The 25,764-nt window shown below is 58.7% G+C and carries 22 protein-coding genes and 1 tRNA gene; 15 read left to right on the top strand and 8 right to left on the bottom strand.

Translation table 11 applies throughout. The features are described 5' to 3' along the window. The first annotated feature begins 258 nt into the window (after positions 1 to 258). The 3 genes from SLH49_RS13350 (at position 259) to SLH49_RS13360 (ending at position 3,261) form a co-directional block, all read left to right on the top strand. Complete coding sequence (locus SLH49_RS13350; RefSeq protein ID WP_413785286.1) at positions 259 to 2,073, top strand: extracellular solute-binding protein; 1,815 nt, start codon at positions 259 to 261, stop codon at positions 2,071 to 2,073. A 64-nt stretch (positions 2,074 to 2,137) separates the two neighbouring features. Further along, positions 2,138 to 2,611: an arsenate reductase ArsC gene (locus tag SLH49_RS13355; protein ID WP_320269625.1), complete on the top strand. Its 474-nt coding sequence runs from the start codon at positions 2,138 to 2,140 to the stop codon at positions 2,609 to 2,611. Further along, entirely contained in the window at positions 2,611 to 3,261 is a 651-nt protein-coding gene (locus SLH49_RS13360) for an aquaporin (RefSeq protein WP_413785287.1), read from the top strand. Before SLH49_RS13355 ends, SLH49_RS13360 begins: the two co-directional genes overlap by 1 nt. A 22-nt stretch (positions 3,262 to 3,283) precedes the next feature. On the opposite strand, the gene SLH49_RS13365 is transcribed toward SLH49_RS13360, so the two are convergent. After that, positions 3,284 to 4,009 carry a hypothetical protein gene (locus SLH49_RS13365; protein ID WP_320269626.1) on the bottom strand — a complete coding sequence of 242 codons (726 nt, stop codon included), beginning with the start codon at positions 4,007 to 4,009 and terminating at the stop codon, positions 3,284 to 3,286. After that, positions 3,988 to 4,611 carry an XRE family transcriptional regulator gene (locus tag SLH49_RS13370; protein WP_320240327.1) on the bottom strand — a complete coding sequence of 208 codons (624 nt, stop codon included), beginning with the start codon at positions 4,609 to 4,611 and terminating at the stop codon, positions 3,988 to 3,990. The genes SLH49_RS13365 and SLH49_RS13370 overlap by 22 nt, the downstream gene beginning before the upstream one ends. 65 nt (positions 4,612 to 4,676) lie before the next feature. Between SLH49_RS13370 and SLH49_RS13375 the strand changes: the two genes are divergently transcribed. The 3 genes from SLH49_RS13375 to SLH49_RS13385 are packed head-to-tail and all read left to right on the top strand — an operon-like array spanning position 4,677 to position 8,048. After that, the gene (locus tag SLH49_RS13375; RefSeq protein WP_320269627.1) at positions 4,677 to 6,191 is read left to right on the top strand and encodes a class I adenylate-forming enzyme family protein; all 1,515 of its coding nucleotides are present in this window, start codon (positions 4,677 to 4,679) and stop codon (positions 6,189 to 6,191) included. Beyond that, on the top strand, positions 6,178 to 6,822 hold the full coding sequence (locus SLH49_RS13380) for a DsbA family oxidoreductase (protein WP_320269628.1): 645 nt from the start codon (positions 6,178 to 6,180) through the stop codon (positions 6,820 to 6,822). The genes SLH49_RS13375 and SLH49_RS13380 overlap by 14 nt, the downstream gene beginning before the upstream one ends. Further along, positions 6,819 to 8,048 carry a multidrug effflux MFS transporter gene (locus tag SLH49_RS13385; protein ID WP_320269629.1) on the top strand — a complete coding sequence of 410 codons (1,230 nt, stop codon included), beginning with the start codon at positions 6,819 to 6,821 and terminating at the stop codon, positions 8,046 to 8,048. Before SLH49_RS13380 ends, SLH49_RS13385 begins: the two co-directional genes overlap by 4 nt. Here SLH49_RS13385 and mfd read toward each other — a convergent pair. Both mfd and SLH49_RS13395 read right to left on the bottom strand, forming a co-directional pair. Beyond that, a complete protein-coding gene (gene mfd, locus SLH49_RS13390; protein WP_320269630.1) occupies positions 8,045 to 11,494 on the bottom strand; it encodes a transcription-repair coupling factor in 3,450 nt (1,149 codons plus the stop codon). The two genes, SLH49_RS13385 and mfd, sit on opposite strands and share 4 nt — an antisense overlap. A gap of 31 nt (positions 11,495 to 11,525) precedes the next feature. Then, entirely contained in the window at positions 11,526 to 12,053 is a 528-nt protein-coding gene (locus SLH49_RS13395) for a hypothetical protein (RefSeq protein WP_320269631.1), read from the bottom strand. A gap of 128 nt (positions 12,054 to 12,181) precedes the next feature. Between SLH49_RS13395 and hemB the strand changes: the two genes are divergently transcribed. The 5 genes from hemB to SLH49_RS13420 all read left to right on the top strand — a co-directional run bounded on the left by hemB (position 12,182) and on the right by SLH49_RS13420 (position 17,806). Then, positions 12,182 to 13,180, top strand: a complete 999-nt coding sequence (gene hemB, locus SLH49_RS13400; protein WP_320269632.1) for a porphobilinogen synthase — start codon at positions 12,182 to 12,184, stop codon at positions 13,178 to 13,180. Positions 13,181 to 13,323: 143 nt separating this feature from the next. Next, a complete protein-coding gene (locus tag SLH49_RS13405) occupies positions 13,324 to 13,935 on the top strand; it encodes an SGNH/GDSL hydrolase family protein (protein ID WP_320269633.1) in 612 nt (203 codons plus the stop codon). A gap of 206 nt (positions 13,936 to 14,141) precedes the next feature. Continuing rightward, on the top strand, positions 14,142 to 14,699 hold the full coding sequence (locus SLH49_RS13410; protein ID WP_320269634.1) for a YSC84-related protein: 558 nt from the start codon (positions 14,142 to 14,144) through the stop codon (positions 14,697 to 14,699). A 105-nt stretch (positions 14,700 to 14,804) separates the two neighbouring features. Beyond that, a complete protein-coding gene (locus tag SLH49_RS13415; protein WP_320269635.1) occupies positions 14,805 to 17,213 on the top strand; it encodes an FAD-dependent oxidoreductase in 2,409 nt (802 codons plus the stop codon). Continuing rightward, the gene (locus SLH49_RS13420) at positions 17,210 to 17,806 is read left to right on the top strand and encodes a nucleotidyltransferase family protein (RefSeq protein WP_320269636.1); all 597 of its coding nucleotides are present in this window, start codon (positions 17,210 to 17,212) and stop codon (positions 17,804 to 17,806) included. The genes SLH49_RS13415 and SLH49_RS13420 overlap by 4 nt, the downstream gene beginning before the upstream one ends. Here SLH49_RS13420 and SLH49_RS13425 read toward each other — a convergent pair. The 3 genes from SLH49_RS13425 to SLH49_RS13435 all read right to left on the bottom strand — a co-directional run bounded on the left by SLH49_RS13425 (position 17,789) and on the right by SLH49_RS13435 (position 22,023). Next, positions 17,789 to 19,987, bottom strand: a complete 2,199-nt coding sequence (locus SLH49_RS13425) for a Hint domain-containing protein (protein WP_320269637.1) — start codon at positions 19,985 to 19,987, stop codon at positions 17,789 to 17,791. The genes SLH49_RS13420 and SLH49_RS13425 overlap by 18 nt on opposite strands. Before the next feature lie 559 nt (positions 19,988 to 20,546). Beyond that, positions 20,547 to 21,719: a hypothetical protein gene (locus SLH49_RS13430; RefSeq protein ID WP_320269638.1), complete on the bottom strand. Its 1,173-nt coding sequence runs from the start codon at positions 21,717 to 21,719 to the stop codon at positions 20,547 to 20,549. 218 nt (positions 21,720 to 21,937) lie between these two features. Then, a tRNA-Leu gene (locus SLH49_RS13435) sits at positions 21,938 to 22,023 on the bottom strand. Between the two features lie 182 nt (positions 22,024 to 22,205). Between SLH49_RS13435 and SLH49_RS13440 the strand changes: the two genes are divergently transcribed. Beyond that, positions 22,206 to 22,784 (top strand): YqaA family protein, encoded by a 579-nt coding sequence (locus SLH49_RS13440; protein WP_320269639.1) that lies wholly within the window; start codon positions 22,206 to 22,208, stop codon positions 22,782 to 22,784. Then, the gene (locus SLH49_RS13445; protein ID WP_320269640.1) at positions 22,781 to 23,272 is read left to right on the top strand and encodes a disulfide bond formation protein B; all 492 of its coding nucleotides are present in this window, start codon (positions 22,781 to 22,783) and stop codon (positions 23,270 to 23,272) included. Before SLH49_RS13440 ends, SLH49_RS13445 begins: the two co-directional genes overlap by 4 nt. Here the strand turns inward: SLH49_RS13445 and SLH49_RS13450 are convergent. Further along, positions 23,229 to 23,648 (bottom strand): Lrp/AsnC family transcriptional regulator, encoded by a 420-nt coding sequence (locus tag SLH49_RS13450; RefSeq protein WP_320269641.1) that lies wholly within the window; start codon positions 23,646 to 23,648, stop codon positions 23,229 to 23,231. The two genes, SLH49_RS13445 and SLH49_RS13450, sit on opposite strands and share 44 nt — an antisense overlap. 86 nt (positions 23,649 to 23,734) lie before the next feature. On the opposite strand from SLH49_RS13450, the gene rocF reads away from it, so the two are divergent. Together rocF and SLH49_RS13460 are read left to right on the top strand one after the other, a co-directional pair. Next, positions 23,735 to 24,664 (top strand): arginase, encoded by a 930-nt coding sequence (gene rocF / locus SLH49_RS13455; protein WP_320269642.1) that lies wholly within the window; start codon positions 23,735 to 23,737, stop codon positions 24,662 to 24,664. Next, a complete protein-coding gene (locus SLH49_RS13460) occupies positions 24,661 to 25,707 on the top strand; it encodes an ornithine cyclodeaminase (protein WP_320269643.1) in 1,047 nt (348 codons plus the stop codon). The genes rocF and SLH49_RS13460 overlap by 4 nt, the downstream gene beginning before the upstream one ends. Positions 25,708 to 25,764 lie beyond the last annotated feature (57 nt).

The following is a 25,764-nucleotide window of genomic DNA, read 5'->3' on the forward strand; positions in this document are numbered from 1 at the left end:
GATTCTGCACACTCGCGACTCAGTCTATATGCTGCAGATGCGAACGCCACCCGGAAGCCCGATGCGCAATAAAAAAACGCCCGCACAAGGCGGGCGTAAAGTTATTGAGGCAGGTTTCATACAGGCAAGAAACCTATCGAGCAGTGACATCTTTATAAGCAATCACTTGCGCGCGTCCAAGCTAAAAGTTTGAAAAGGTTGAAATCCCTCACTACGATCCGGTGTTAACCAATTAACAAACAATGGGGGCGCCAAAAAATGGGCATGAATTTCGGCAAAATCGCGCGCAGGGCCGCATTGGCCGTTGCGATTGGCATGGCAGGTAAGATCACGGTAGCAGAACCACAGCATGGCATAGCTATGTATGGCGACCCCGCCCTTCCACCGGATTTTGTGTCTCTGCCCTATGCCAACCCGGATGCGCCAACAGGCGGGCAGATCGTCACGGCTGAGGTTGGCAGCTTTGACAGTCTGAACCCTTTCATCCGCAAAGGCTCGGTGCCATGGCAGCTCCGTTTTTTCCTCGGCGAAAGCTTCATGGGCCGGTCACTGGACGAACCCTTTTCGCTCTATGGTGTTTTGGCCGAATCGGTCGAAACCGGCCCTAACCGCCAATGGGTGGAATTCACACTACGCGAGGGTGCCGCCTTCTCGGATGGCAGCCCTGTGACGGTCGAGGATGTGATGTGGTCATACGAGACTTTGGGCACCGTCGGGCATCCACGCTACCTTGGTTTCTGGTCGAAAATCGAAAGCCTGGAACAGGTGGGTGAGCGCACGGTGCGCTTTACCTTCAACACCGCAGACCGCGAACTAGCACTGCTCGCGGGAATGCGCCCGATCCTGAAAAAAGCACAGTGGGACGGCGTGGATTTCGCCGAAAGCACGACCGAGATCGTGCCCATCACCTCTGCCCCTTACGTGATCGAGGATTTTGAGCCCGGGCGCTTTGTCTCCCTGCGCCGCAACCCCGACTATTGGGGCGAGGATGTGCCGTTCCGGCGCGGGACGCATAACATCGACGAAGTCCGCCTTGAGTTCTTCGGCGATGAAACGGCCGCGTTTGAGGCCTTCAAGGTCGGCGAAGTGAATTCCAACCGCGAATTCAACGTGGCCCGCTGGGAAAGCCAGTACAACTTCCCCGCCGTGCAGGACGGCGATGTAGTCCTGTCGATCCTGCCGCATGAGCGCCCCTCTGGAATGACCGGGTTTGTGATGAACACCCGCCGTGATCAGTTCAGCGATTGGCGCGTGCGTGACGCGATGATGCATGTCTTCAACTTCGAATTCATCAATGAGGCAATGACCGGCAGCGCGCAGCCGCGCATCACCTCCTACTGGTCAAACTCGCCCCTTGGCATGTCCAACGGCCCGGCAGAGGGCCGCGTGCGGGAGTTTCTGGAACCCTTCACGGCCGATCTGCTGCCCGGTGCGCTTGAGGGCTACAGCCTGCCGGTCGCTGACGGGTCCGAGCGAAACCGCGCCGGCACCGCTGCAGCACTTGAACAGATGGAGGCCGCCGGGTGGACTGTGCAGGATGGCGTGATGCGCGACGCCAATGGGACCGCTTTCACGTTCGAGATCCTGCTGCCGCAAGGAAGCTCCGAAAATCAGGCGATCATCGACATGTTCGTGGAATCGCTCGCACGGATTGGCGTGACTCCACTGGTGAGCGTCGCCGACAGCGCCCAGTTCAAGGAACGCACCGATGCCTACGATTTCGACATGACCTACTACCGTCGTGGCGTGTCGCTGTCGCCCGGGAACGAGCAGTACGGGTATTACGGGTCGGAAAATGCCGACCAGATTGGCGGGCGCAACCTGATGGGCGTCAAGTCACCTGCCGTGGACGCGATGATTGGGCAGCTTCTGACGTCCGAAAGCCAGGATGACTTTGTGGCGTCTGTCAAAGCGCTCGACAGAATCCTGACAACGGGCCGCTATGTCATCCCGATTTATCAGTGGAATATCAGCCGCGTCGCCCATGCCAAGGAGCTGCAATACCCTGATTACATTCCGATTTTCGGGGACTGGCCGGGCTGGCAGCCGGATGTCTGGTGGTACGCGGAATGATGTGGCCTGTCATCGTTTTGTTACATTGCGGGCCTAGGCGGATCTGAAAGTCTGGAAGGCCCCGATGAATATCCTTGTTTTGTGTACCGGCAATTCGGCCCGCTCTATCCTGCTTGAATCGATCCTGACACATCGCTCTGACGGCCGGATCAAGGCTTGGTCGGCAGGGTCGAAACCAGCAGGGCAAGTGCATCCCCAATCCATCAAGTTGCTCACCAAGGAAGGTTTTCCGACAGATGGCCTGACCTCACAAAGCTGGGATGATTACGCCAAACCCGATGCACCCGTCATGGACGCCGTGATCACCGTCTGCGGTTCTGCTGCGGCGGAAAAATGCCCCTACTGGCCCGGCGCGCCCGTGCGCGCCCATTGGGGTGTTGAGGACCCGGCAGCGGCGGCACCCGACGATCAACCAGAAGCTTTTGCCGAGGCCTATCGGTTACTCGGCGCGCGGGCGCAGGCACTTTTGGCCCTGCCATTCGAAGATATGGCGCAGGCTGAATTGCAGGCCGCTTTGAACAAGATCGGACAATCCTGATGCAAAAGCTGCTGGCAGAGGGTATTGGGACCGCATTCCTGCTGATCGGTGTCGTGGGATCGGGCATCATGGGCGAGGCGCTGGCAGGCGGCAACGTCGCCATTGCTCTCCTCGCCAACGCGATTGCCACAGGCTGCACGCTCTATTTCATCATCACAACGCTCGGCCCCATCTCCGGCGCGCATTTCAACCCTGCCGTCACACTCGCCTTTCTGATCCGCAAAGATATCACTCCCGGCGAGGCCGCAGCCTATATCCCCGTCCAGATCATCGGCGGCATCCTTGGCGTCTGGGCCTGCCATATCATGTTCGACCTCCAATTCCTGCAGGCCTCAACCACAGATCGCACTGGCGTGGCGCAATGGTTCTCCGAAATCCTCGCCACATTCGGCCTGCTTTTCGTGATTTTCGGCGGGATCAAGAACAAGCCCGACGCGGTCCCGACCCTCGTCGCGCTCTACATCACCGGCGCTTATTGGTTCACATCCTCCACCAGCTTCGCCAACCCCGCCGTCACCATCGCGCGCGGGTTCAGCGACACATTTGCCGGCATCAACCCGGCGCATATCCCGATGTTCATCGTGATGCAGATTGTCGGTGTCGGGGTGGCAACGCTGGTGCTTCCACGGCTCTTTCCGAAGGGTGCTTAGGGAGTTGGGGCCACCACTTGAGCTACTGCGTGAGAGCGCAGAAAAGGAAATCTGAAACTGAGTCTTGAAGCTCGCGCCAGTTATCCAGATGAATCCGCCGATAGGTCATTTGCACGTCAACTCCGTTTGAACGGAAGCTTTGATTACAACCTTGGTTCACGAAAGTGGGGTTGTTAGAGCAATTAAAGACAGCAATAAGTTCACCGCTTTCTTCTCTGGCGACGAATACTTCTCTAAACCGTTCTTGTCCGGAACGTGGTAGCAGTGCTAAAAGCCCGAAGTCTGTCCTTTCTTCCTTGTACGCCGACATGTCGCGCCCGTCGCCTGTCGCCATGCTTTCTGCCGCGACGCGAAGAGAATGAGGCAGAGCAATGACGTCTTGCAGAACGAAATCAAAATAATTGGGCTGAGGTGACTTTATTAGTTTCGCCGTATCCCGCCGTGTCACAGGCGTAAAATCGTCGATCATGACCCGAAAAAGTTGCGCGCGATGCTCTGAGCCATCGACCCGATCAAAAGCATCCTCGAAGTAAACCTCGGGGATGGTCAACGTATGCCGCACATCCTCGAGCGGCATATACAGCGTCTGCGTGACAAACTCTGTCCCAGTTTTAAAGAGATGACAGGGATGCAGGCGCTCTGCATCACTCGACGTCGCAACAAAAATAAACGAAGCGCTCAGCGGCAAATTCCAGTTCAGCAGTCTGAAGAAACCCTGGCCCATGCTCAAACCAGCGACGTCACCCACAGGATCGTCGCGTCTTCCTGACTGATGGACACCACATTGTGGCCCATCGCGGCATCGTAATAGGCGCTGTCACCACGGCCCAGTTCGACCGGCTCATAGAACTCGGTATAAAGCCGCACACGGCCCGTCAGCACGAACAGAAACTCCTCACCGTCATGGCGCACCCAGCCGTCGAAATCCTCGAGTGTCCGGGCGCGGACCCGGGTGCGATAAGGGAGCATCTTCTTGGCGGTCAGCGCACTTGCCAGCAGGTCATGCTCATAGGTTGTTGTGATCTGCTGGGTCGCCTCGCCCGATTTCGTCACCGCCATGCGGCCATTCACCTGCCCCTTCGAGGGTGGCGTAAAAAGCTGTGGCACCGAAATCTCCAGCCCCACGGCAAGCTTTTTCAGCGCGTCATAGGTCGGCGACATCTGCCCATTTTCGATCTTGGACAAGGTCGACCGGGCCAGCCCCGCCTGCTGGGCCGCCTGTTCCAGCGTCCAGTCGCGGGCCTTGCGCAACTCACGCACGCGTGCGCCCAGATCAATGGGCTGGGCCACGCCGCTACTCCCATTCTCGTGGGCGATGCGGATCAGGTTCTTGGGGTCACTTTCAGCCATGAGCGACCTCATACGCGGCCCTTCGCAATCTTGCAACTTCGCGCCCGGCAGCATAGCGGAGGGCCATGCTTTCCGTCACCGATCCCACCCCCTTTCCACCGCCGCCGCCCGCCTTCAATATGGCGACCTATGTACTACAGCACGCGGATCGTTTGGGTGCAAAGACGGCATTGCGGATCATCGGCGAAAACGCGCAAGACTTCACTTATACGCAGATAAAATCAGCCGTCTTGGGCACGGCAACAGGGCTGTTGCAACAAGGCCTGCGCCCCGGCGATTTCCTCCTGATGCAACTAGGAAACCGCCCCGAATTCCCCATTACCTATCTCGGTGCAATAGCCGTTGGCATCATCCCTGTGCCCGTCTCAGCGCAATTGACGGCACCAGAAATCGCCCGGATCAGCGCGATGATCGGACCAACCCTAACCATCCGCGCCGCTGACATGCCCGCTGCTCCGGGCCGAACGCTAGACGCAGAGGCGTTGCGACAGTTCTGGCACCTGCCCCCAGCAGAGTACGTGATGGGCGACCCAAACCGACCCGCCTATATCGTCTTCACGTCCGGGACATCCGGCCAGCCGAGAGCAGTTATGCATGCTCATCGCGCAATCTCGGCGCGCCAGATGATGTGGGACGGCTGGTACGGCCTGCGCGCAGATGATCGCCTGCTCCATGCAGGGGCGTTCAACTGGACCTATACGCTCGGCACCGGCCTGATGGACCCGTGGTCGGTTGGCGCCACCGCTCTGATCCCATCCGAAGGCACCGAGATCGAAGCCTTAAGTGACCTGCTAGCGACAGAGAAAGCCACGCTTTTCGCTGCCGCACCAGGTGTTTACCGGCGACTCCTCAAGCACCCCTTCCAAGAGCTCCCGCATCTGCGCCACGGATTGTCAGCGGGCGAGAAACTGGCCTCTGTTCTCGCCGCCGAATGGACCGAAAAGACCGGCACACCGGTTTATGAGGCGTTCGGGATGTCGGAATGCTCCACCTTCATCTCCGGCGCCCCTGCCCGCCCCGCACCAAAGGGCGCCACAGGCTATCCGCAGGACGGGCGCAAAGTGGCGCTGATCGGCGAAGACGGCCCCGTGCCACGCGGGACGCCCGGCACCATTGCCATCCACCGCGATGATCCCGGCCTGATGCTGGGCTATCACAAAGCCCCCGACGAGACTGCGGCGCGGTTTCAGGGCGATTGGTTCATGACGGGCGATATCGGCATCATGGCCGATGACGGGGCGATCACCTATGCGGGCCGCGCGGATGACATGATGAATGCAGGCGGTTACCGTGTCAGCCCGGTGGAGGTCGAAGACGCACTGACCGCCCATCCCGCAATCACCCAAGCCGCAGCCTGCGCTGTGCAATTGCGCGCAGATACCACGCTCATCGCGGCCTTTTATGTGGCGTCAGACGTGATAGACGAGGACAGGTTGGACGCCTTCATGCGCGGGCAGCTTGCCGGTTACAAATGTCCGCGCATCTACGTCGCCAAAGAGGCCCTGCCACGCGGGGCCAACAACAAACTGCTCAGGCGCGTCCTGCGTCAGGAATGGGAGACTGCACATGGTCAAGCTTGATATCATCTCCGACCCGATCTGCCCCTGGTGCTATATCGGCAAGACCAATCTGGACAAGGCGCTGGCCGAGATCCCCGATCACCCCTTCACCATCGAATGGCACCCGTTCCAGCTGAACCCCGACATGCCCGCCGGTGGCATGGACCGCAAAGCGTATCTTGAGGGCAAGTTCGGCGGCAAGGAAGGCGCCGTGCGCGCCTACGCCCCGGTCGTTGAACATGCCGAGAAATCCGGCGCCCACATCAATTTCGACGCCATCAAAAAGACGCCCAACACAATCGATGCCCACCGCCTGATCCACTGGGCCGGGATTGAGCAGCGCCAATCGCTGGTGGTCGATCTGCTCTTCAAAGCCTATTTCGTCGATGGCCGTGATATCGGCGAGCACGAGGTGCTCGCCGACATTGCTGACACGGCCGAGATGGATGCTGCCATGGTCGCCAAACTCCTCGCCTCTGACGCCGACACCAACGACATCCGCGCCCGCGATGCCCATAGCCGCAAAATGGGTGTGGGGTCCGTGCCGACTTTCATCGTGGCGGGCAAACATGCCGTCCCCGGCGCGCAACCGCCAGAGATGTGGGTCGGCGTGATCAACGAGATCAAGGACCAGATCGCGGCGGCGGAATGACGGATATCCCCGCCGAAACAGCACAGATCAGACGCCTGCCCCAGACCGAATTCATTGCCCTGATGGCGATGCTGGCGGCGACGGTGGCGTTCTCCATCGACGCGATGCTGCCCGCCTTGCCCGAAATTGGAGAGGCGCTGTCACCCGACAACCTCAACAACGCACAGCTCATCATCACCAGCTTCGTGCTGGGGATGGGCGTGGGCACATTCTTTACCGGCCCCCTGTCAGATGCATTTGGCCGCAAACCCGTGATGGTTGGTGGTGCCATCGTCTACATCGCAGCCTGCGCGGTCGCTTGGGCGTCATCGACACTTGAAGTGATGCTGGCTGCGCGCGTCGTGCAGGGTCTGGGTGCGGCAGGACCAAGAGTGGTGGCGATGGCCCTGATCCGCGACCTTTACGGCGGGCCCCAGATGGCGCGCATCCTGTCATTCGTGATGATGGTCTTCGCGCTGATCCCGGCGCTTGCCCCGACCATTGGGCACTACATCATGCTCGGGTTCGGATGGCGCGCGATTTTCGCGGCCTTCATACTGTTTTCCTTTGCGACCCTGCTCTGGCTGATGATCCGTCAACCGGAGACGCTGCTCCCCGCAAATCGCCGCCCGCTCAGCATCCGCGCGTTGACGGCCGCCACCTATGAGATGTTTGCCCACCGCACTGCGCGACTGTCGATCTTCGTACAGACGCTGACATTCGGGATGCTGTTCACGGTCCTGTCTTCCACCCAGCAGGTTTTTGACATCACATTTGATCAAGGCGCGCGCTTTCATCTTTGGTTTGGCGGTATCGCCATTGTCTCAGCATCGGCCAGCGTGCTGAATGCGCGGATTGTTGTGCGCCTCGGTATGCGGGCAATCATCAAGGCGATGTTTGCTGTTCAGGTCATGCTGACCTTGTTGATGATTGTGATCACCGCCGCAAACGGCCCTTATTGGCTTGCTTTTGGGACCTACGTGATCTGGGTGACCGGTAACTTCTTTCAGGCTGGCCTCACCATCGGCAACCTCAACGCCCTCGCGATGGAAGAGATGGGGCATATCGCGGGTCTCGCGGCCTCGATCATCGCAGCGGTCGCGACAATCGGCGGTGTGCTGCTGGCGGCACCGATTGCCATCATGTTTGACGGCACACCGATGCCGATGGCCATTGGCATACTCATCTCAGCGAGCCTTGCCTGGTGGCTGACATCCCAGATCAGACGACCCGGCGACGCGCCCTAGCCTACCTTTGCCTTCTTCTCCTCGGCCAATTTCTGGGCCAGGTCCCGCGCGATGTTGAACGCGCCCTGGATCTTGTCGCGTTCCTTGCCCCAGTCGCGGCGCACAACGATCTTGTTGTCCTTGACCTTGGCCAGGCCCTTTTGCGCCTCGATGAACTCCACGAGGCCCTTGGGCGAGGCGAATTTGTCGTTGTGGAACTGGATCGTCGCCCCCTTTGGCCCGGCATCCAGTTTCGCGATCCCGGCCCGCTTGCACATCGCCTTGATGCGCACGACGAGCATCAAGGTGTTGACCTCTTTCGGCAGTTTACCGAAACGGTCGATCAACTCGGCGGCAAAACCCTCCAACTCGACTTTGGTTGTCAGTTCCGAGAGCCGCCGGTAGAGCCCCAGCCGCACATCCAGATCGGGCACGTAGTCTTCGGGGATCAGGACTGGCACACCCAGATTGATCTGCGGCGCCCATTGCCCATCATCGATAATGCCCTCAGCGGCACCCGATTTGATCGCGGCAATCTGCTCTTCCAGCATCTGCTGGTAAAGCTCATAGCCAACCTCACGCATCTGCCCCGATTGTTCTTCGCCCAAAAGGTTCCCCGCACCACGAATGTCGAGGTCTTGGGAGGCAAGCGTGAAGCCAGCCCCCAGCGTATCGATCGAGCCCAATACGCGAAGGCGCTTCTGCGCGGTATCAGTGAGTTTCTGGCGTGGTTTCGTCGTCAAATAGGCATAAGCGCGCGTCTTCGACCGCCCGACCCGGCCCCGGATCTGGTAAAGCTGGCTGAGGCCGAACATATCCGCGCGCCACACGATCATCGTATTCGCGGTGGGGATATCGAGGCCACTTTCCACAATCGTCGTGGCCAGCAAAACATCGTACTTGCCATCATAGAAGGCATTCATCCGGTCATCCAGTTCCCCCGCCGCCATCTGGCCCGTTGCGGTGATGTAAGTCACCTCCGGCACCTGATCGCGTAGGAACGCCTCCATCTCCGGCATATCGGCGATGCGGGGCACGACAAGGAAGGACTGCCCGCCGCGATAATGTTCACGCAGGAGCGCTTCGCGCACAGTGATCGTGTCGAACTCGCTCACATAGGTGCGGATCGCGAGCCGGTCGATGGGCGGCGTGCCGATGATCGACAGGTCCCGGACACCGGAGAGCGAGAGTTGCAGCGTGCGCGGAATCGGCGTTGCGGTCAGTGTCAGCACATGCACATCGGTGCGAAGCTGCTTCAGCCGTTCCTTGTGCTGAACGCCGAATTTCTGTTCCTCATCAATCACTAACAGGCCAAGGTTCTTGAACCGCACGCCCTTCGCGAGCAGCGCATGGGTGCCCACAACAATATCAACGTCACCCTTCGCCAGCCCTTCGCGCGTTTTCGTGGCCTCACCGGAAGACACAAACCGCGACAAGGGCCGCACATTCACTGGAAACCCCCGAAATCGCTCCGCGAAATTCTGGTAGTGTTGCCGCGCCAGCAAAGTCGTTGGCGCGATAATCGCCACCTGCACGCCTGACAAAGCGGCGACAAAGGCCGCGCGGATGGCCACTTCGGTCTTGCCAAAGCCCACATCACCGCAGATCAACCGGTCCATCGGCTTGCCTGCAGCCATATCCGTTAGCACATCCTCAATCGCCGCAAGCTGGTCATCTGTCTCAGCATAAGGAAAGCGCGCGAGGAACTGGTCCCACATCCCGTCCGGCGGATCGAGTGCAGGCGCCGTGCGCAACTCCCGCTCTGCCGCAACCCGGATCAACCTTTCGGCGATCTGTCGGATCCGCTCCTTCAGCTTCGCCTTCTTCGCCTGCCAGGCCCCACCGCCCAACCGGTCCAGCAACCCCGTCTCATGCCCAAACTTCGACAAAAGCTCGATATTCTCAACGGGCAGATAGAGCTTCGCGTCCTCCGCATATTCCAAGAGCAGGCATTCATGCGCCGCACCCAGAGCCGTCACAACCTCCATCCCCTTGAACCGGCCGACGCCGTGATCGACGTGCACAACCAGATCACCGGGGGCCAAACTATTGGCCTCGCTCAGGAAATTCTCGGCGCGGCGTTTGCGCTTGGTCTGCCGGATCAACCGGTCGCCCAGAACGTCCTGCTCGGAAATCACCGTGAGGCCGGGAGCCTCAAACCCATGATCCAGGGGCCAGACGGCAAGATGCAAGCCGCGTTTGCCGACGCGGGTAAAATCGGGCACGGCAATCGCCTCCGCGATCCCCTCATCAGCGATCAGCCCTTCCAGCCGCTCCCGCGCACCTTCCGAATAGGACGCGATCACCACCGGCCCATCGGCCAGCCGCACTTTCACATGATCCACCAAACTTTTGAAAAGGCTGATCTGTTCCTGCTGGCGCTCCGGCGCAAAATCGCGGCCAATCCGGCCACCAGCATCCGTCACACCCGGCCCGGTCGCCTGTTTGAGTGGTGCAAATTGCAGAACCCGGTGGCCCGCTACCGCCGCATTCCAGGCATCATCATCCAGATACAAAAGCTGCGGCGGCGCGGGCTTATAGACGGTATCCATCCGCCCCTTTTGTTCCAGCGCATGCATCCGGGTTTCGTATTGGTCGGTGATACTGTCCCACCGCGCAATGCGCGATGGGCCGGTCTGATCGTCCAGCGTCACCGTCGCATTTGGCAGGTAGTCAAAAAGCGTCTCCAGATCGTCCTGAAAGAAGCCCAGCCAGTGTTCGATGCCCGCATGCTTACGCCCCGCACTCACCGCCTCATAAAGCGGATCGTCGGTGCCCGCCGCGCCAAACTCGATCCGGTAATTCTGTCGAAATCGGGTGATCGCAGCCTCATCGAGGACCACTTCGGATACCGGCGCCAGCTCAATGTCAGAGAGCTTCTCGGTCGTCCGCTGCGTTGCCGGATCAAACCGCCGCGCGCCGTCGAGCACGTCACCAAAAAGATCCAGCCGGACCGGCCCGCTTTCGCCGGGTGGGAAGATATCGATGATCCCACCGCGGACAGCATAATCCCCAGGCTCCATCACCGTGGGGCTTTGGGTGAAGCCCATGCGGACGAGGAAGTTGCGCAGCGCTTCCTCGTCGATACGATTGCCGACCCTGGCGCGAAAGGCAGCTTCGCGCAGCAGCGCCCGTTCTGGTACACGCTGGGTTGCTGCCGATAAGGACGTCAGCAGAATAAAATGCTCTGGCATGCCATGCACCAAAGCAGCGAGCGTCGCCATCCGCGCAGCCGAGATGTCCGCATTGGGCGACACCCGGTCATAAGGCAGACAATCCCACGCGGGAAAGACAAATACCGGGACGTCGGGTGCAAAAAACCGTAAAGCGGCCTGCATCGCGGCAAGACGTTTGTCATCGCGCGCGACATGCAGGACGGGCGCACCCTTCGCAAGCTCGCGCAGAATCAGTTGCGCGTCATAGCCCTCGGGCGCGCCGCTGACGGTGATATGGTTGGTAGGGGACATGCGCGCTCACCTACAATGCGCGCTGCCGGTGTCAACCATTCAGGAAATCATCTGGGACCGAGAGGTTGTAATACATCCCGTAGATGGCCGTGAAAAAGATCGCGATCATGGCGACGACCTGAATAATGATGCGTAGGCGTAACAGTTCCTTCACGAGATCTTCAGGTGCTGGGGGGTGCTGCTCGTAACGCCTACAGGCATGCTGACAGATCGCACCGACGATAGTGAGCGGAAAACCAATCAGGAAGATGCCCTGCGCCATCTCGACCTCATAATAAAAACCGGTCATCGCCAATCCGGTCAGGACAAATGTCGAAAGCGCTATGATCGGAATACCAGCCATGTCCTCAATCATGATGAAGCGGCGTACGTGAAAATCGAAGAGTGTTTGCAGATCATCAACCGCCCCCGGCATAGAGCGTCGCGCGCGAATGATCAGATCAAAGGGGATGCCCAGAACCCAATGGCTGACCACGGCCCAGGTGACCGCCACCGCCAGCCAGTACCAGATGTTGGAGAAAGTATGCAGGTCCAGGATCGCAAGGATGGAATCTGTCACGGGCAATGTGTTTCTCGTGTCGTTCTCGGGATTTGGCGGACACTAACGTTCCGCACCTGCCTTGCCCAGACTTGTGATGCTGCAAAATCCATGCCAGCAAGAAGCCGACGCAAAAAGGTGACGATAAGATGAAACCGACCCTGGCTCCCTTCCCTGCAACACGCCTGCGGCGGATGCGCGCGACCCCTGCTCTGCGTGCGTTGTCTCGCCAGCATACCTTGACAGTGGATGATTTGATTTGGCCGGTCTTCGTCATGGAAGGTCGCGACGATGAAACGCCGGTGCCATCAATGCCGGGTGTGGTGCGGCGCACGGTAGATCGAGTCGCAAAGGCGGCAGTTGAGGCGCAGAACCTCGGCATCCCGGCCATTTGCATCTTCCCTTACACGGGAATGGACGCACGGACTGAGGATTGTGCAATGGCCTGGGATCCCGAAAACCTGAGCAATCAGGCGATCCGCGCGATCAAGGATGCCGCCCCCGATATTGCCGTGATGACCGACATCGCGCTCGACCCCTACAATATCAACGGCCATGACGGTTTTGTCGAAGACGGCGAGATCGTAAACGACCGTACCGTGGCGGCGCTTGTCAAAATGGCCCTGGCGCAGGCCGAGGCGGGCGCGGACATACTTGGCCCCTCCGACATGATGGACGGCAGGATCGGAGCGATCCGCAATTCTCTTGAGGCCGAAGGGCATCAAAACGTCACGATCCTCAGCTACACGGCCAAATACGCCTCGGCCTTTTATGGGCCGTTCCGCGACGCGGTGGGCGCATCCACCGCTCTGACCGGAGACAAGAAAACCTACCAGATGGATCCCGGCAATTCGGACGAGGCGCTGCGTCTTGTTGAACGCGACCTGAACGAAGGAGCCGATATGATCATGGTCAAACCAGGCATGCCTTACCTTGATATCTGCAGGCGCGTGAAAGAAACCTTCGGTGTGCCAACCTACGCCTATCAGGTCAGTGGTGAATACGCGATGCTACAGGCGGCGGCCGCCAATGGCTGGCTCGATGGCGAAAAGGTCATGATGGAAAGCCTGCTCGCCTTCAAACGCGCGGGTTGTGACGGAATCCTTACTTATTTCGCACCTGAAATGGCCAAGTTACTAGATGGCTAGCAGCGGACCACGCAAATCGGGAAAGATCACGCTCGGTCTGGTTCATAAAGAAGATATTTTGGCCCACTATCAAGACAAATACTGAAGTGTTTTCGATCATCAAATAACTGGCGACACCGCGAGTTCAAAGCAGAGAACAATCAATGACTGATAAGCATATTTGCCTGATGGGTGATTCAATCTTTGATAATGACGCTTATGTTCCCGGCGAACCGGGGGTTATTGAACAACTGCGTCGATCCATTCCAGCAACATGGTCTGCCTTCAAGGTCGCTGTCGATGGTGACTGTATTGAGGATATTCCCAACCAGCTTGAAAGAGTGCCAACGCACGTCACGGACATAATCGTGAGCATTGGCGGCAATGATCTCATGAAATTCCGTCACCTTATTGCCCAGGTCGCACTAGGGGCAAAACTGCAAGACCTCATTGCGGCGCCACTTGCTGATTTTGAAATTGCTTATGGCTGGATGCTTGATGAAGTTTCGGCGCGCGGTCTTCCGATAAGTGCCTGCACGATTTACACGAGCATACCCTTCACTGAGCCGGAAATGCGAGACTATGCGCCATCAGCTATCGGAGCCTTCAATTCGCTAATCCAGCGACTAGCAAGGGCTCGAAACGTGCCGGTGATCCGATTGGACTTGGCATGTACCGAGGAGGGAGACTTTTCCGAAATGTCGCCAATCGAGCCTTCGTCGCAGGGCGGGCAAAAGATCGTTGATACAATAATGATGACGCTGAGCGAAGATTGATCGCCGTCTCGCAATCCCACAGTTTGAACCCTCGGTGATCTCCCAGCGCGGATGAGGTAGCACGGTACTGTCCGATCGTTTCCAAATTCCACGGGGCAACCCGCGATTTGGTCCAACCTTCCGCGTGACACCCTTTGTTTGTTGGCATATACTAGGCACATAAAAGACGGCAAACGTCTTCATGACAGGCTATAAGGCGGTACATTATGAATAATTTCTCACGGCGCGGTTTCGCGCTTGGTGCGCTTGCTGCATCGACACTTGCGGCATGTGGCAACGGCATTGGCGGCAGCGGGGCCGCGACAATTGACGCGCGTGTCGACAGCACTCTGGATGGGATGTACGAGCAGTATCCCGGCACCCGCGATCTAACGAACCGCGCGGCTGGCATGCTCGTGATGCCGCTGGTGACCGAGGTAGGCCTTGGCCTTGGCGGCTCTTATGGGCGCGGCGCATTGCGTGTCGGGCCTTCGACGGTCGATTATTACTCTGCCACCTCCGGCAGCGCGGGCCTGCAGATCGGGGCGCAACAGTTCAGCCATGTTCTGTTTTTTATGACGCCGGAAGCCTTGCTTGAGTTCCGTCAATCGCCCGGCTGGGTAGCGGGGGCCGATATCGAATATGCGGCAAATAACCAAAGTGAGATGTTACGGGCCGACACAACGACATCTCTGTCGCCAGTGATCGCCGTCGTCTTTGGACAAACCGGGCTGCGGCTGGGCGCAACGGTGGAAGGTACGAAGTACACCCGGATTATTCCTTAAGGACATCTGCTGCCGCGTGCATTTGCGACATCAAATGTCGCGCGGTGGCGGTGCAACAGGGTCTCTGCACGGCATTCTAGCGCGTGAGAAGCCGGAGTAGATTTCATGCAGACCACCACCCGTGTTGCCGTCATTGGCGGAGGCGTTGTCGGCGCCTCAGTTCTTTATCATCTGACCAAGCTCGGCTGGTCGGACGTCATGCTGGTTGAGCGATCGGAGCTGACATCTGGCTCAACCTGGCACGCCGCGGGCGGCTTTCATACGCTCAACGGCGACACCAATATGGCCGCTTTGCAGGGCTACACCATCAAGCTCTATAAAGAGCTCGAAGAGATCACAGGCATGTCCTGCGGCCTGCACCATTCAGGTGGTGTGACGCTTGCGGATAATCAGGACCGGTTTGACATGCTCGTCGCTGAGCGGGCCAAGCATCGCTATATGGGCCTTGATACCGAAATCCTTGGCCCGGACGAGATTGCGAAACTGGCACCGATCACCAATCTCGACGGTATCGTCGGCGCGCTTTACGACCCGCTTGATGGCCATCTTGATCCGTCCGGAACCACGCATGCCTATGCCAAGGCCGCGCGGATGGGCGGCGCGACGATTGAGACCCATTGCAAAGTGACCGAGACCAATCAGCGCCCCGATGGCACTTGGGATGTTGTGACCGAAAAAGGGACGATCCATGCCGAGCATGTGGTGAATGCCGGCGGCCTCTGGGCCCGCGAAGTGGCGGCGATGGCAGGCATCTATGTGCCGCTGCACCCGATGGAGCATCAGTATCTCGTCACCGATGACATCCCCGAGATCTACAACCGCGATAGCGAACACCCCCATGTGATCGACCCCGGTGGGGAAAGCTATCTTCGACAAGAGGGGCGCGGCCTGTGCATCGGCTTCTACGAGAAGCCCTGCCGCCCCTGGGCTGTCGACGGGACACCTTGGGATTTCGGGCATGAGCTTTTGCCCGATGACTACGACAAGATCGAGGACTCAATCGCCTTCGCCTATAACCGCTTCCCCGTGCTGGAAAGCGCTGGCGTGAAATCCGTGATCCACGGCCCCTTCACCTTCGCGCCCGACGGCAACCCGCTCGTCGGCCCTGTACCCGGCGTCCAGAACTACTGGTCGGCCTGCGGTGTCATGGCCGGGTTCAGCCAGGGTGGCGGCGTCGGGCTCATGCTGGCGCAATGGATGATCGAAGGCGAATGCGAACGGGACGTGACAGCACTCGACGTCGCCCGCTACGGCAAGTGGATCACGCCCGGCTATACACGGCCCAAGGTGATCGAGAACTATCAAACCCGTTTCTCGGTCAGCTATCCCAATGAAGAACTGCCCGCCGCAAGGCCCCATCGCACGACGCCGATGTATGACATCTTCACCGGGTTGGGTGCTGTATGGGGGCACCAATTCGGGCTGGAAGTGCCCAACTACTTCGCCAAAGATGGCGACCCGACCTACGAAACGCCAACCTTCCGCAGATCCGACGCCTGGAACGCCACGCGGCGTGAGGTGCAGGCGGTCCGCGCTGGGGTCGGCATCAACGAGGTCCAGAATTTCGGCAAATTCAGCGTGACCGGTTCCGGCGCCCGCGCCTGGCTTGACCGGATCATGGCAGGCCGCATCCCACAACCGGGCCGCATGTCGCTGACCCCAATGCTATCCCCCAAAGGACGGCTTTGGGGCGATTTCACCGTCTCTTGCCTCTCAGAAACCGAGTTCCAGCTCACCGCCAGCTATGGCGCGCAGGAAATCCACCACCGCTGGTTCCTCCAGAACGCGGCGGATGATGCGCGTGTCGAAAACATCTCGGACAAACGCAACGGTTTCCAGATCGCGGGACCCAAGGCGCGCGACCTCCTGGCCGCCTGCACGCGGGATGATGTCGCCTCCATGAAATTCCTCGATGTCCGCCGCATGACCGTCGGTCAGGTCGCCTGCATCGTCCAGCGCGTGAGCTACACTGGCGATCTGGGCTTCGAGATCTTCTGCGACCCGATGGATCAACGCCAACTCTGGCAGACACTGTGGGAGGCCGGCCAACCCATGGGCATCACGCCTTTCGGGATGCGTGCGATGATGTCACTGCGGCTTGATCGCTTCTTTGGCTCCTGGCTGTCGGAATTCTCGCCCGATTACACTGCGGCTGAGACCGGCATGGACCGCTTTATCAGCTTCAAGAAAAACACCGATTTCATCGGGCGCGCGGCGGCAGAGGAAGAGCGGGTCAATCCCCCTGCCCGCACGCTGGTCAGTTTTGAGGTTGATGCGGATGACGCCGATGTCGTGGCCTATGAACCGGTCTTCATCAATGATCAGGTCGCGGGCTTCTGCACCTCAGGCGGCTATTCGCACCATGCGGACAAATCCATCGCCATGGCGCTTGTCCCGCGTGAACACGCCAGCGACGATCTGGTGGCAGAGATTGAGATCATGGGCAAACGGCACAAGGCCACCCGTGTCACGACCCACCTCTTTGACCCTGACATGACGGCCATGCGCGGGTGATCCCGATCCTGATCCTCGCCGCAGGCACATCCAGCCGGATGCGCGGCGGGGACAAATTGTTGGAAGAGGTCCGGGGCGAACCGCTTTTGCGGTTACAGGCACAACGCGCACTTCGCACCGGCCATCCGGTCTACGTCGCCCTTGCCCCGGCCAGCGATGCCCGTGCGGCTGCAATCGCTGATCTGGATGTTATGCTGCTGACGATCCCCGAAGCAACCGAAGGCATGTCAGGCACGATGCGGGGTGCGGTTGCAAAACTGCCGGAAGCCGGGGCTTTCATGATGTTTCTAGGCGATCTGGTCGCATTGGAAACAGAGGATCTGGAACGCGTTTTCAAAGCGCGAGAAGATGAGCCCGATCAGCTGATCTGGCGCGGGGCAACGGCGACCGGCAAACCCGGCCATCCCATCATATTTGATGCATCGCTGCGCGCGAATTTTGCAAAACTGACCGGTGATACTGGCGGTGAGGCACTGGTCAACCCGCTCCGAGCACAGACCTTTCTCGTGCGTTTTGAAGATGACCGCGCCCGGTTAGACCTTGATACGCCAGAGGAATGGGCCGCCTGGCGCGCGTCACTTGCGGAAAAATAGACGCGACTCTTTCTTTTTGACCGTGCGCCGCGCGGCGCGGTAGTTGCGCAAACCTTCTTTGGTGGCAAGTTCCGGGAACAGCAAGAAAAGTTCTTTTCGCTGGTCTGCATCGACGCCCTGCAGCGAGTAGTCACCAGGTTGAAAGCTTTCCGTCCACGCACCGTCCGACAGAACAATCTCGTGATTTTGGCACATGAAATGGATGTAGGTGGCTTGCGGTGCGTTCATCACCTCGACGCCTTCCATCCTTGTCATGTGTTTGGCCGTCATCAGCACTTCACTTTCTCCAAAATAAAGCTTGGCCATATCCGACACGATCAGCACACGATGATTGGGTGAGACGATCATGTCACGTTCCGGCAGATCGTCCCCCAAAGCGCCCTTCCGGATGATGATGGGCATTAGGTTGGGGCTGAGCTTCAGATCATCGAGTTTCAGCTCTTTCTTGCCCGCCCATGTGATGTGCTGGATGCCATTATCGCGGGTCAAAACGCGATCGCCCGCCTTAAGCGTTTCGACAGGTTGTTCGCCTTTTGGCGTGGCAACCATCGTCCCCGGCGTGAAACAAGGAATGACATTCTCGATCTGCGAAAACGTCATTGTGGACCCATCGATGAAGGTGACCACCCCCGCTTCCGGGTCCAGCGGGTCATAGGTAATGAAGTCGACGTCAGCGCCCGTCAGGTCAAGGATATCGACATCAGTGCCATCGGCATCTTCACCGCCCGTGACGACATCCCCACCGGTACCGCCAAGAAACGTATCAGAACCCGCATTCCCAAGCAGCGTATCGGCACCCGCGCCGCCAGTGATCGTGTCATTCCCTGACCCGCCGCGGATCGTGTCATCACCCGCCTGCCCGAATAGAGTGTCGGACCCACCCCCACCCCGGATATCATCATTATTGCCAGTCGCGTCATTGACGATCGTATAGTCGATATTGGTCAGCGCGCCGGTGCCAAAAAGCTCCACTTCCATGCGTGTGACACCGGATGTGTCAATCGCCTGTGACAGCAGTGTGTTGTCGTCACCCACCGGCAGGTCAATCTCAGCGATCAGCGTGCCGTCTTCATCGTAAAGGCGGATTTCACCGCCGCTCGACGTATCAATGACATCAAGGCTATTGACGGTGGCGGGACCCGCAAATTCGAAAACAAAGGTTCCGCCAGTCAGGTTGTCGTCAGGGTCGGAAGTGTCACCATCCTCCGAAAGGATCAGAATGTTGCCCACGCCGGGCACCGAAAGGTCGAAATCACCGCCAGTAGGATTGGCGGAATCAAAGATCATCACCGGGTTGTCGGGATTTACGCTGGAGATGCGCACGCCGTCCGTAATGAACTGCTGATCGACGACGTCGCCCACGCTCAACTGATCGAGGTCGAGCGGGCCATCGAAGTCCGGTGCATCGCCATAGATGATGTCGGCGCCATTGCCGCCGCGCAGGTCATCCGCACCCTCACCGCCAAAGATGGTATCCGCGCCACCGCCCGACGAAACGAAATCGGCTCCGCCACCGGCGATGACGATATCGTCGTTGCCGCCCTCGCCGGGCAAGACTGCGTCGTTGGCATTGATACGGTCACCATCCGGGTCATCCGGATAACCGGTGTTGATCGTGTCAGCGCCAGAGGTGCCTTCGACATAGCCGTCGAGTTCCACGGTACTGAACGTGATATCGCCGACACCTACGACACCTGATTGCGCCGCGTCTGGACCGTTGTCGTAGATAACCTGCAGGCTTACAATCGGCCCAGGAATAGTAACAGTCACGCTGTCCGGCGCACCGGACCCTTCGATCCCTGGCGAGACATTGCCATCGGAACTGAGCGTGTTTCCGGCGACGCTGTGGTGAAACGCAAGATCGGTAAAACTGACGGGCACCGCATCGCCATTGGCATCAAGCGCGATGACTGTGATCTGATCATCCCAGGTGCCTGCATCGACATCCAGAAGCTCAAACTGCACATTCTCGACCGGGTCATCAAAAGCGACATCCAGCGTGACAGGCTCATCCACCTGCGAGGCGACCAGAACCTGCTCACCTGCGATGGTGCCCAACGCCCAGGCCGTCCCATTGTTGGTGGGAGTCGCGACATCAATGTCAATACTCGCGCCGGAACCGGACACGGTATTGCTGCCGTCGATGTCGATTGTCGACCAATCAAGCGTCAGGATTGTCATTTGCGGCTGGTTCCTGCCATCGAATACTTGCTCTGCCTGGCCAGTCTTGTTCGGCCTTATCACTCATTCACTTTTGGCGCCCATCGGCGACCCTACAAGATCCACGTGAATGCCCAATTAATCGCAGCCATCATTCACTTGAATTGCTTGCTTTTTCCGCTGCGCGTTAACTTTTGCAAGCCTAATGCTGCAACATGGTTACAAGAAGGCAGGATTTCGTCGTTAACGCTGCAAAACGTAGCGTAAATGAGGCGATTTATGAGGGTGCTGGTGCCGATAGCGCGCATCCAACCGCCATGTCGGGCTTGTTGGATAGCGTCCGATTGCACGCCAATAACAAGTCTCTTTTGCGTTGGTTGTTCCTAGTTCAGTTGGCCGCACTCTAGATACAGTTCATGTCGCTGAAATTCCTCTACCTGATCCTCCCGGCAACCTGCAAATGTCAAAAACCCAGATGGATAGGAGGTCTGAAAACGATGTACTACTTCCATTTCGTCCCGAGTGACAGCATTTCACGCGCCATTTGTCTGCAAACCTTGCTCATCATCGCACGTGCCGTCTACCACTGCAGCGAAAATAGGCTATGCTTGCCCGCCCTTGGTGTGAACTCATCAAACAGGAGCTTGTTCACTGCTCGGTAGACAAAATTCTCAGGCAAGTACCTAGAATGACTTTCCGTAGTAAGCGGGTAGCTCTCCAGCGTCGTCGAAGCCACGGTGCTGCAGTAGCTCGCTCCTGTAGTCATTAGCTCCAGCGTCTGGAAAGGTTCTTGCCAAGTCAGGTCGTAGCCATAACGTCTGCTGCTATCGCTCGGACGCGCATCCCATCTCTCATTGAGATCTATGGCGAATTCGGAGGCTGCATCGCATGCATCAAAATGGTTGATTGCGAGCGTTGCGCCATAGTCGGCCTCAGAGGTTCGCCAATCGACGACCGCAAAGCCAAACAGCGGCGTTAACGGCTGGCTATATGCGTCCAAAGGATCGGTAACACTCTGCGGAAATGACGCCCGAAGCAAGTAGGGCGTGCGGTTTCCCCAACTGCGTATCGACAATTCTACGATTGTCGCACCCTCCGGAACCATTTTTTCTGCAGCATCGATCATCGCGAGATAGGCATTAGAAAAATGCGTGTAGTCCGGATCATTCGTAAATTCGCGCCAGCGATCGCCTAGGAAAAATCTCGATTGGGCAGCGATCACGTTGTTTCTATCTCGTCTAACGAAGAAATCATGGCGGTTGCCCGTTGGTCCTCTCTCAACCTCCATGAGGTCGTCTTCGAGCAACGACCGCCCTGGTTTGACAAGCGAGTTTTCAAAAACAGCCAAAGCGCTGCCTTCATCAACCATGCTCCAACTTTGAAGGGCAAGGTTCGGACTTCCAAAAAGCGTAAGCATGTCGATTCTGCTCGGATCAATACCGACATAATCCGGATTCCTAGCTGAAAATCTGTAGATCCGCTGTCGAACAGCAAGTTCGCCTCGGAACGTCGCGTAGTCATATATGTTGGGCCAATCCGTCGGCGCCACGAGCTCACGCAATGCTCCAATGTCGGTTCTGCTGATGGCGTCCATGTACTCCGTGGAGTCAAACCCATCTTGAGCCGCAGCATATGCGCTGGCGATGAAACGCGGTGGTATCTCCATCACAGACGATTGAGGGGTTTGCGCTTCCGCCGATTGAGCCATCGCGACGAATGCGAGGGCTCCGGCAAGTCGTGTCAGTAAAGCCATTGGTTTTCGCTATCCGCGCACTGCTGGGTTGTTTTGAAAACGGGGCACCGGATCACCGCAGTGCGAACACGTCGTCACGGTACGGAATAGGCCGAGACAGTCAAGTTACTTGCCCCTAGGCCCGGACTGATAACGTCTCAAAGTCTGTTGAGCAGTTGGAGAAAACTTGGTGGATCACAGAGTCTGATCCAATTTTTCCCAATGGAAACAATATTAGGTGGTGCCGATGGAGAGACTCGAACTCTCACGATGTTGCCATCGGGGGATTTTGAATCCCCTGCGTCTACCATTCCGCCACATCGGCCAGTGCACCTCTCCTAAAGCGGCACTTTGGGCGCGTCAATTGGCCAATTGCATTTGCGCGGCTGAAAAACGCGCCGCACATGCAACGTCTCTGCCACTCCTGTCAGGTTATGCGTGCAAATGCTTGACGGCCCATATCCCGCATGGCCTAAGACGCCGGACACGGTGAAAGGGCAGCCTGCGATGTTGCGTCAGCTGTATGATTGGACGATTTCCCTGGCGCAGACGCCCCATGCGCTGTGGGCGCTGGCTTTTATCTCATTCATTGAATCCTCGTTCTTCCCAATTCCACCCGATGTGCTGATGATCCCGATGATCATCGCCCAACCGTCCCGCGCCTTTCTGATCGCGACCGTCGCCACCATCGCCTCGGTCGCAGGCGGGCTTTTCGGGTACTACATCGGATTTGCAATGATGGAGAGCTTCGGACGTCCAATCCTGGAGTTCTACGGCAAGGATGCCAGCTTTGATGAGATGTCCGCGACTTTTAACGAATATGGCGCGTGGGCTGTGGTTGTGGCGGGCGTGACCTTCCTGCCCTTCAAAGTGATCACCATCGCATCCGGCGTCACCGGACTGTCCCTTCCCGTCTTCATCGCCTCTTCGATCTTTGCCCGCGCCCTGCGGTTCTTCATCGTCGCCGCACTTTTGTGGAAATACGGGGAACCTATTCGTGATTTCATCGAAAAGCGTTTGGGGCTTATGTTCATCCTGTTTTGCGTGCTGCTGATTGGCGGCTTTGCCTTGATCGGACTTTTATGACCCGCACTATGATGATCACCCTTGCCGCTGGCGGATCAGCGGCACTGCTGGCCGGGGCTTTCCTGTTCCAGCTTCTGGGCTATCCGCCTTGCGCGATGTGCCTGTGGCAACGCTGGCCCCATGTGGCCGCGATCATCATCGGCATTCTTGCGGTGAAAACACCGGGACCAGTCATGCCCGCTCTTGGTGCGGTCGCCGCTGCCACTACCGCAGGTCTCGGCGTCTATCACACCGGGGTGGAGCGTGATTGGTGGGAAGGCCCGACCAGTTGCTCTGGCGGTGGCGGTCTTGAGGGGCTCAGCGGGGCCGACCTTTTGGCGGTTGAAGGCCCGCAAATCGTCATGTGCGATCAGGTCTCGTGGGAGTTTCTGACGCTCTCTATGGCCAGCTGGAACGCACTTGCCTCGCTCGCGCTGATGATCCTCTGGATCATTGCCGGGCGCCTCAGCGTCGGGTCGACAACAGCAGGCTCGTCTCGGACCGCGTGACACCCTCCAAGCGGCGGATCGCAAACAGCACCTGATCGAACTCTTCCAGCGTCTGCGCACCAATCTCCGCGATCAGGTCCCATGTGCCATTGGTAGAATGCACCGCACGCACCTGCGGGATCGTGGTGAGACGCTTCATCGCACGCTCCGCCGCGCGCCCGGCAATGTCCAGCATCATCAATCCGCGCACCGCGTCGGGCCGCACATCGGACCGGGTCAACACCGTGAACCCGGCAATCTCTCCGCTTGCCATCAGCCGATCAAGACGGGTGCGCACGGTGCTGCGGGTCACCCCAAGCTCCGCCGCCAGATCGGACAAGGCGGCCCGCGCATTCAGCTTCAACGCCGCAATCAGGCGACTATCCAATTCGTCCATTTGTACTACTCAAAACGCATAATCTAACCCCATTTTGCACAATTTGGCCGCTTATCCCACCCGCAAATCTGCGCAAAACTCGCGCCATGACACAAAAACACTGCATCCTCATCGGCGCGCCCGTCGATTGCGGCAAGCGCCGCCGTGGCTGCCTGATGGGCCCCGACGCCTATCGCACAGCCGGTATCGCTGAAGCCCTCACCGCCCTTGGCCACACGGTTGAAGATATCGGCAATCTCACCCCAAAACCGGTCGATGTACCTGAGCCGCCGAACCCCAAGGTCCATGCCCTGGCCGAGAATGTCGGCTGGGCCCACACGCTGATTGACGCGGCACTGAATGCTGCCCCAAAGGGTCTTCCCATCTTCATGGGCGGCGATCATGCGCTCGCTGCAGGCAGCGTTGCAGGCATGGCCGCCCATGCCGCCCGCGAAAACCGCCCCTTCTTCGCACTCTGGCTGGATGCCCATAGCGACATCCACACGCCCGAGACGACCGATACCGGCAACCTGCACGGCACACCTGTGGGCTATGTCACCGGCCGCGCCGGTTTTGACGCCTACCCGCCCCTACCCGCGCGCGTCGACCCCGCCAATATCTGCATGATCGGCTTGCGCTCCGTGGATGAGGCCGAGCGCAAGGTTCTTGCAGGCGGCGATGTGATGCTCGTGGATATGCGCCGCATTGATGAAGAAGGGATCAGCGCGCCGCTGCAGACTTTCCTCGAAAAGGTCGATGACGTGAATGGGATGCTACATGTCTCGCTCGACGTCGATTTCCTCGACCCGTCCATTGCCCCCGCTGTTGGCACGACCGTGCCCGGTGGCGCAACCGTCCGTGAAGGGCATCTGGTGATGGAGATGCTGTCGGATTCTGGCCTCGTCACCTCGCTTGACCTTGTCGAACTCAACCCATTCCTTGACGACCGCGGCAAAACCGCGAACCTGATGGTGGACCTCACCGCATCGCTCATGGGCCGCCGTGTCTTTGACCGCCCGACGCGGAGCAAACTATGAGCCTCAAAGCCTCTGAACTGGCCATGGTGCCCTTTGTCAGCGTCGACAACATGATGCGGCTCGTCCACCATATCGGGATGGAGCAATTCATGGCCGACCTCGCCCACGAGATCGAAGTGGACTTCGCCCGCTGGGAGCTGTTCGACAAAACCCCCCGTGTCGGCAGCCATTCCGATGTCGGCGTCATCGAACTCATGCCCACCTCTGATGGCACGCTCTACGGGTTCAAATACGTGAACGGCCATCCGAAGAACACGAAAGAAGGCCTGCAAACCGTCACCGCCTTCGGCGTGCTCTCTGAGGTCGATACCGGCTACCCAATCCTCTTCTCGGAAATGACCGTGCTGACCGCCCTGCGCACCGCCGCCATGTCCGCCGTCGCCACCAGGCACCTCGCCAATCCAGACGCCAAGGTCATGGCGATGATCGGCAATGGTGCGCAGTCCGAATTCCAGTGCATCGCGCAAAAGGCCGTCAATGGTGTCGACACGATCCGCCTTTACGACATCGACCCCGCAGCCACCGAAAAATGCGCAAAGAACCTTGATGCGGCGGGACTGACCCTGATCCCCTGCGCCACACCCGAAGATGCCATCGAAGGCGCCGGCATCATCACCACAGCAACCGCTGACAAAGACATGCAGACGATCCTGACCGACAACATGGTGGGCAGCGGGGTCCACATCAACGCCATCGGCGGCGACTGCCCCGGCAAAACGGAGCTCCACCGCGACATCGTGGCCCGTTCGGCGGTCTTCACCGAATACACCCCGCAGACCCGCATCGAAGGCGAGATCCAGCAGATGGCCCCAGACCACCCGGTCACCGAACTTTGGGAAGTGATCACGGGCGCCGCGCAAGGACGTACCAACGGCGCCGCAATCACACTTTTCGACGGCGTCGGTTTCGCCATCGAGGATTTCAGCGCCCTGCGTTACGTCCATGAAAAAATCAAGGACACACCCTTCTACATCGACTTCGACCTGATCGCTGACCCTGACGACCCGCGCGACCTTTTTGGTATGGTCAAACGTGCCGGTTAATTTCACCCCAGCTTACCACAAATAGTCAAATTTGGGCTCGAAAAACGCTTCACACCG

The sequence above is a fragment of the Cognatiyoonia sp. IB215446 genome (genome assembly GCF_033963825.1).
GTDB lineage: Bacteria > Pseudomonadota > Alphaproteobacteria > Rhodobacterales > Rhodobacteraceae > Yoonia.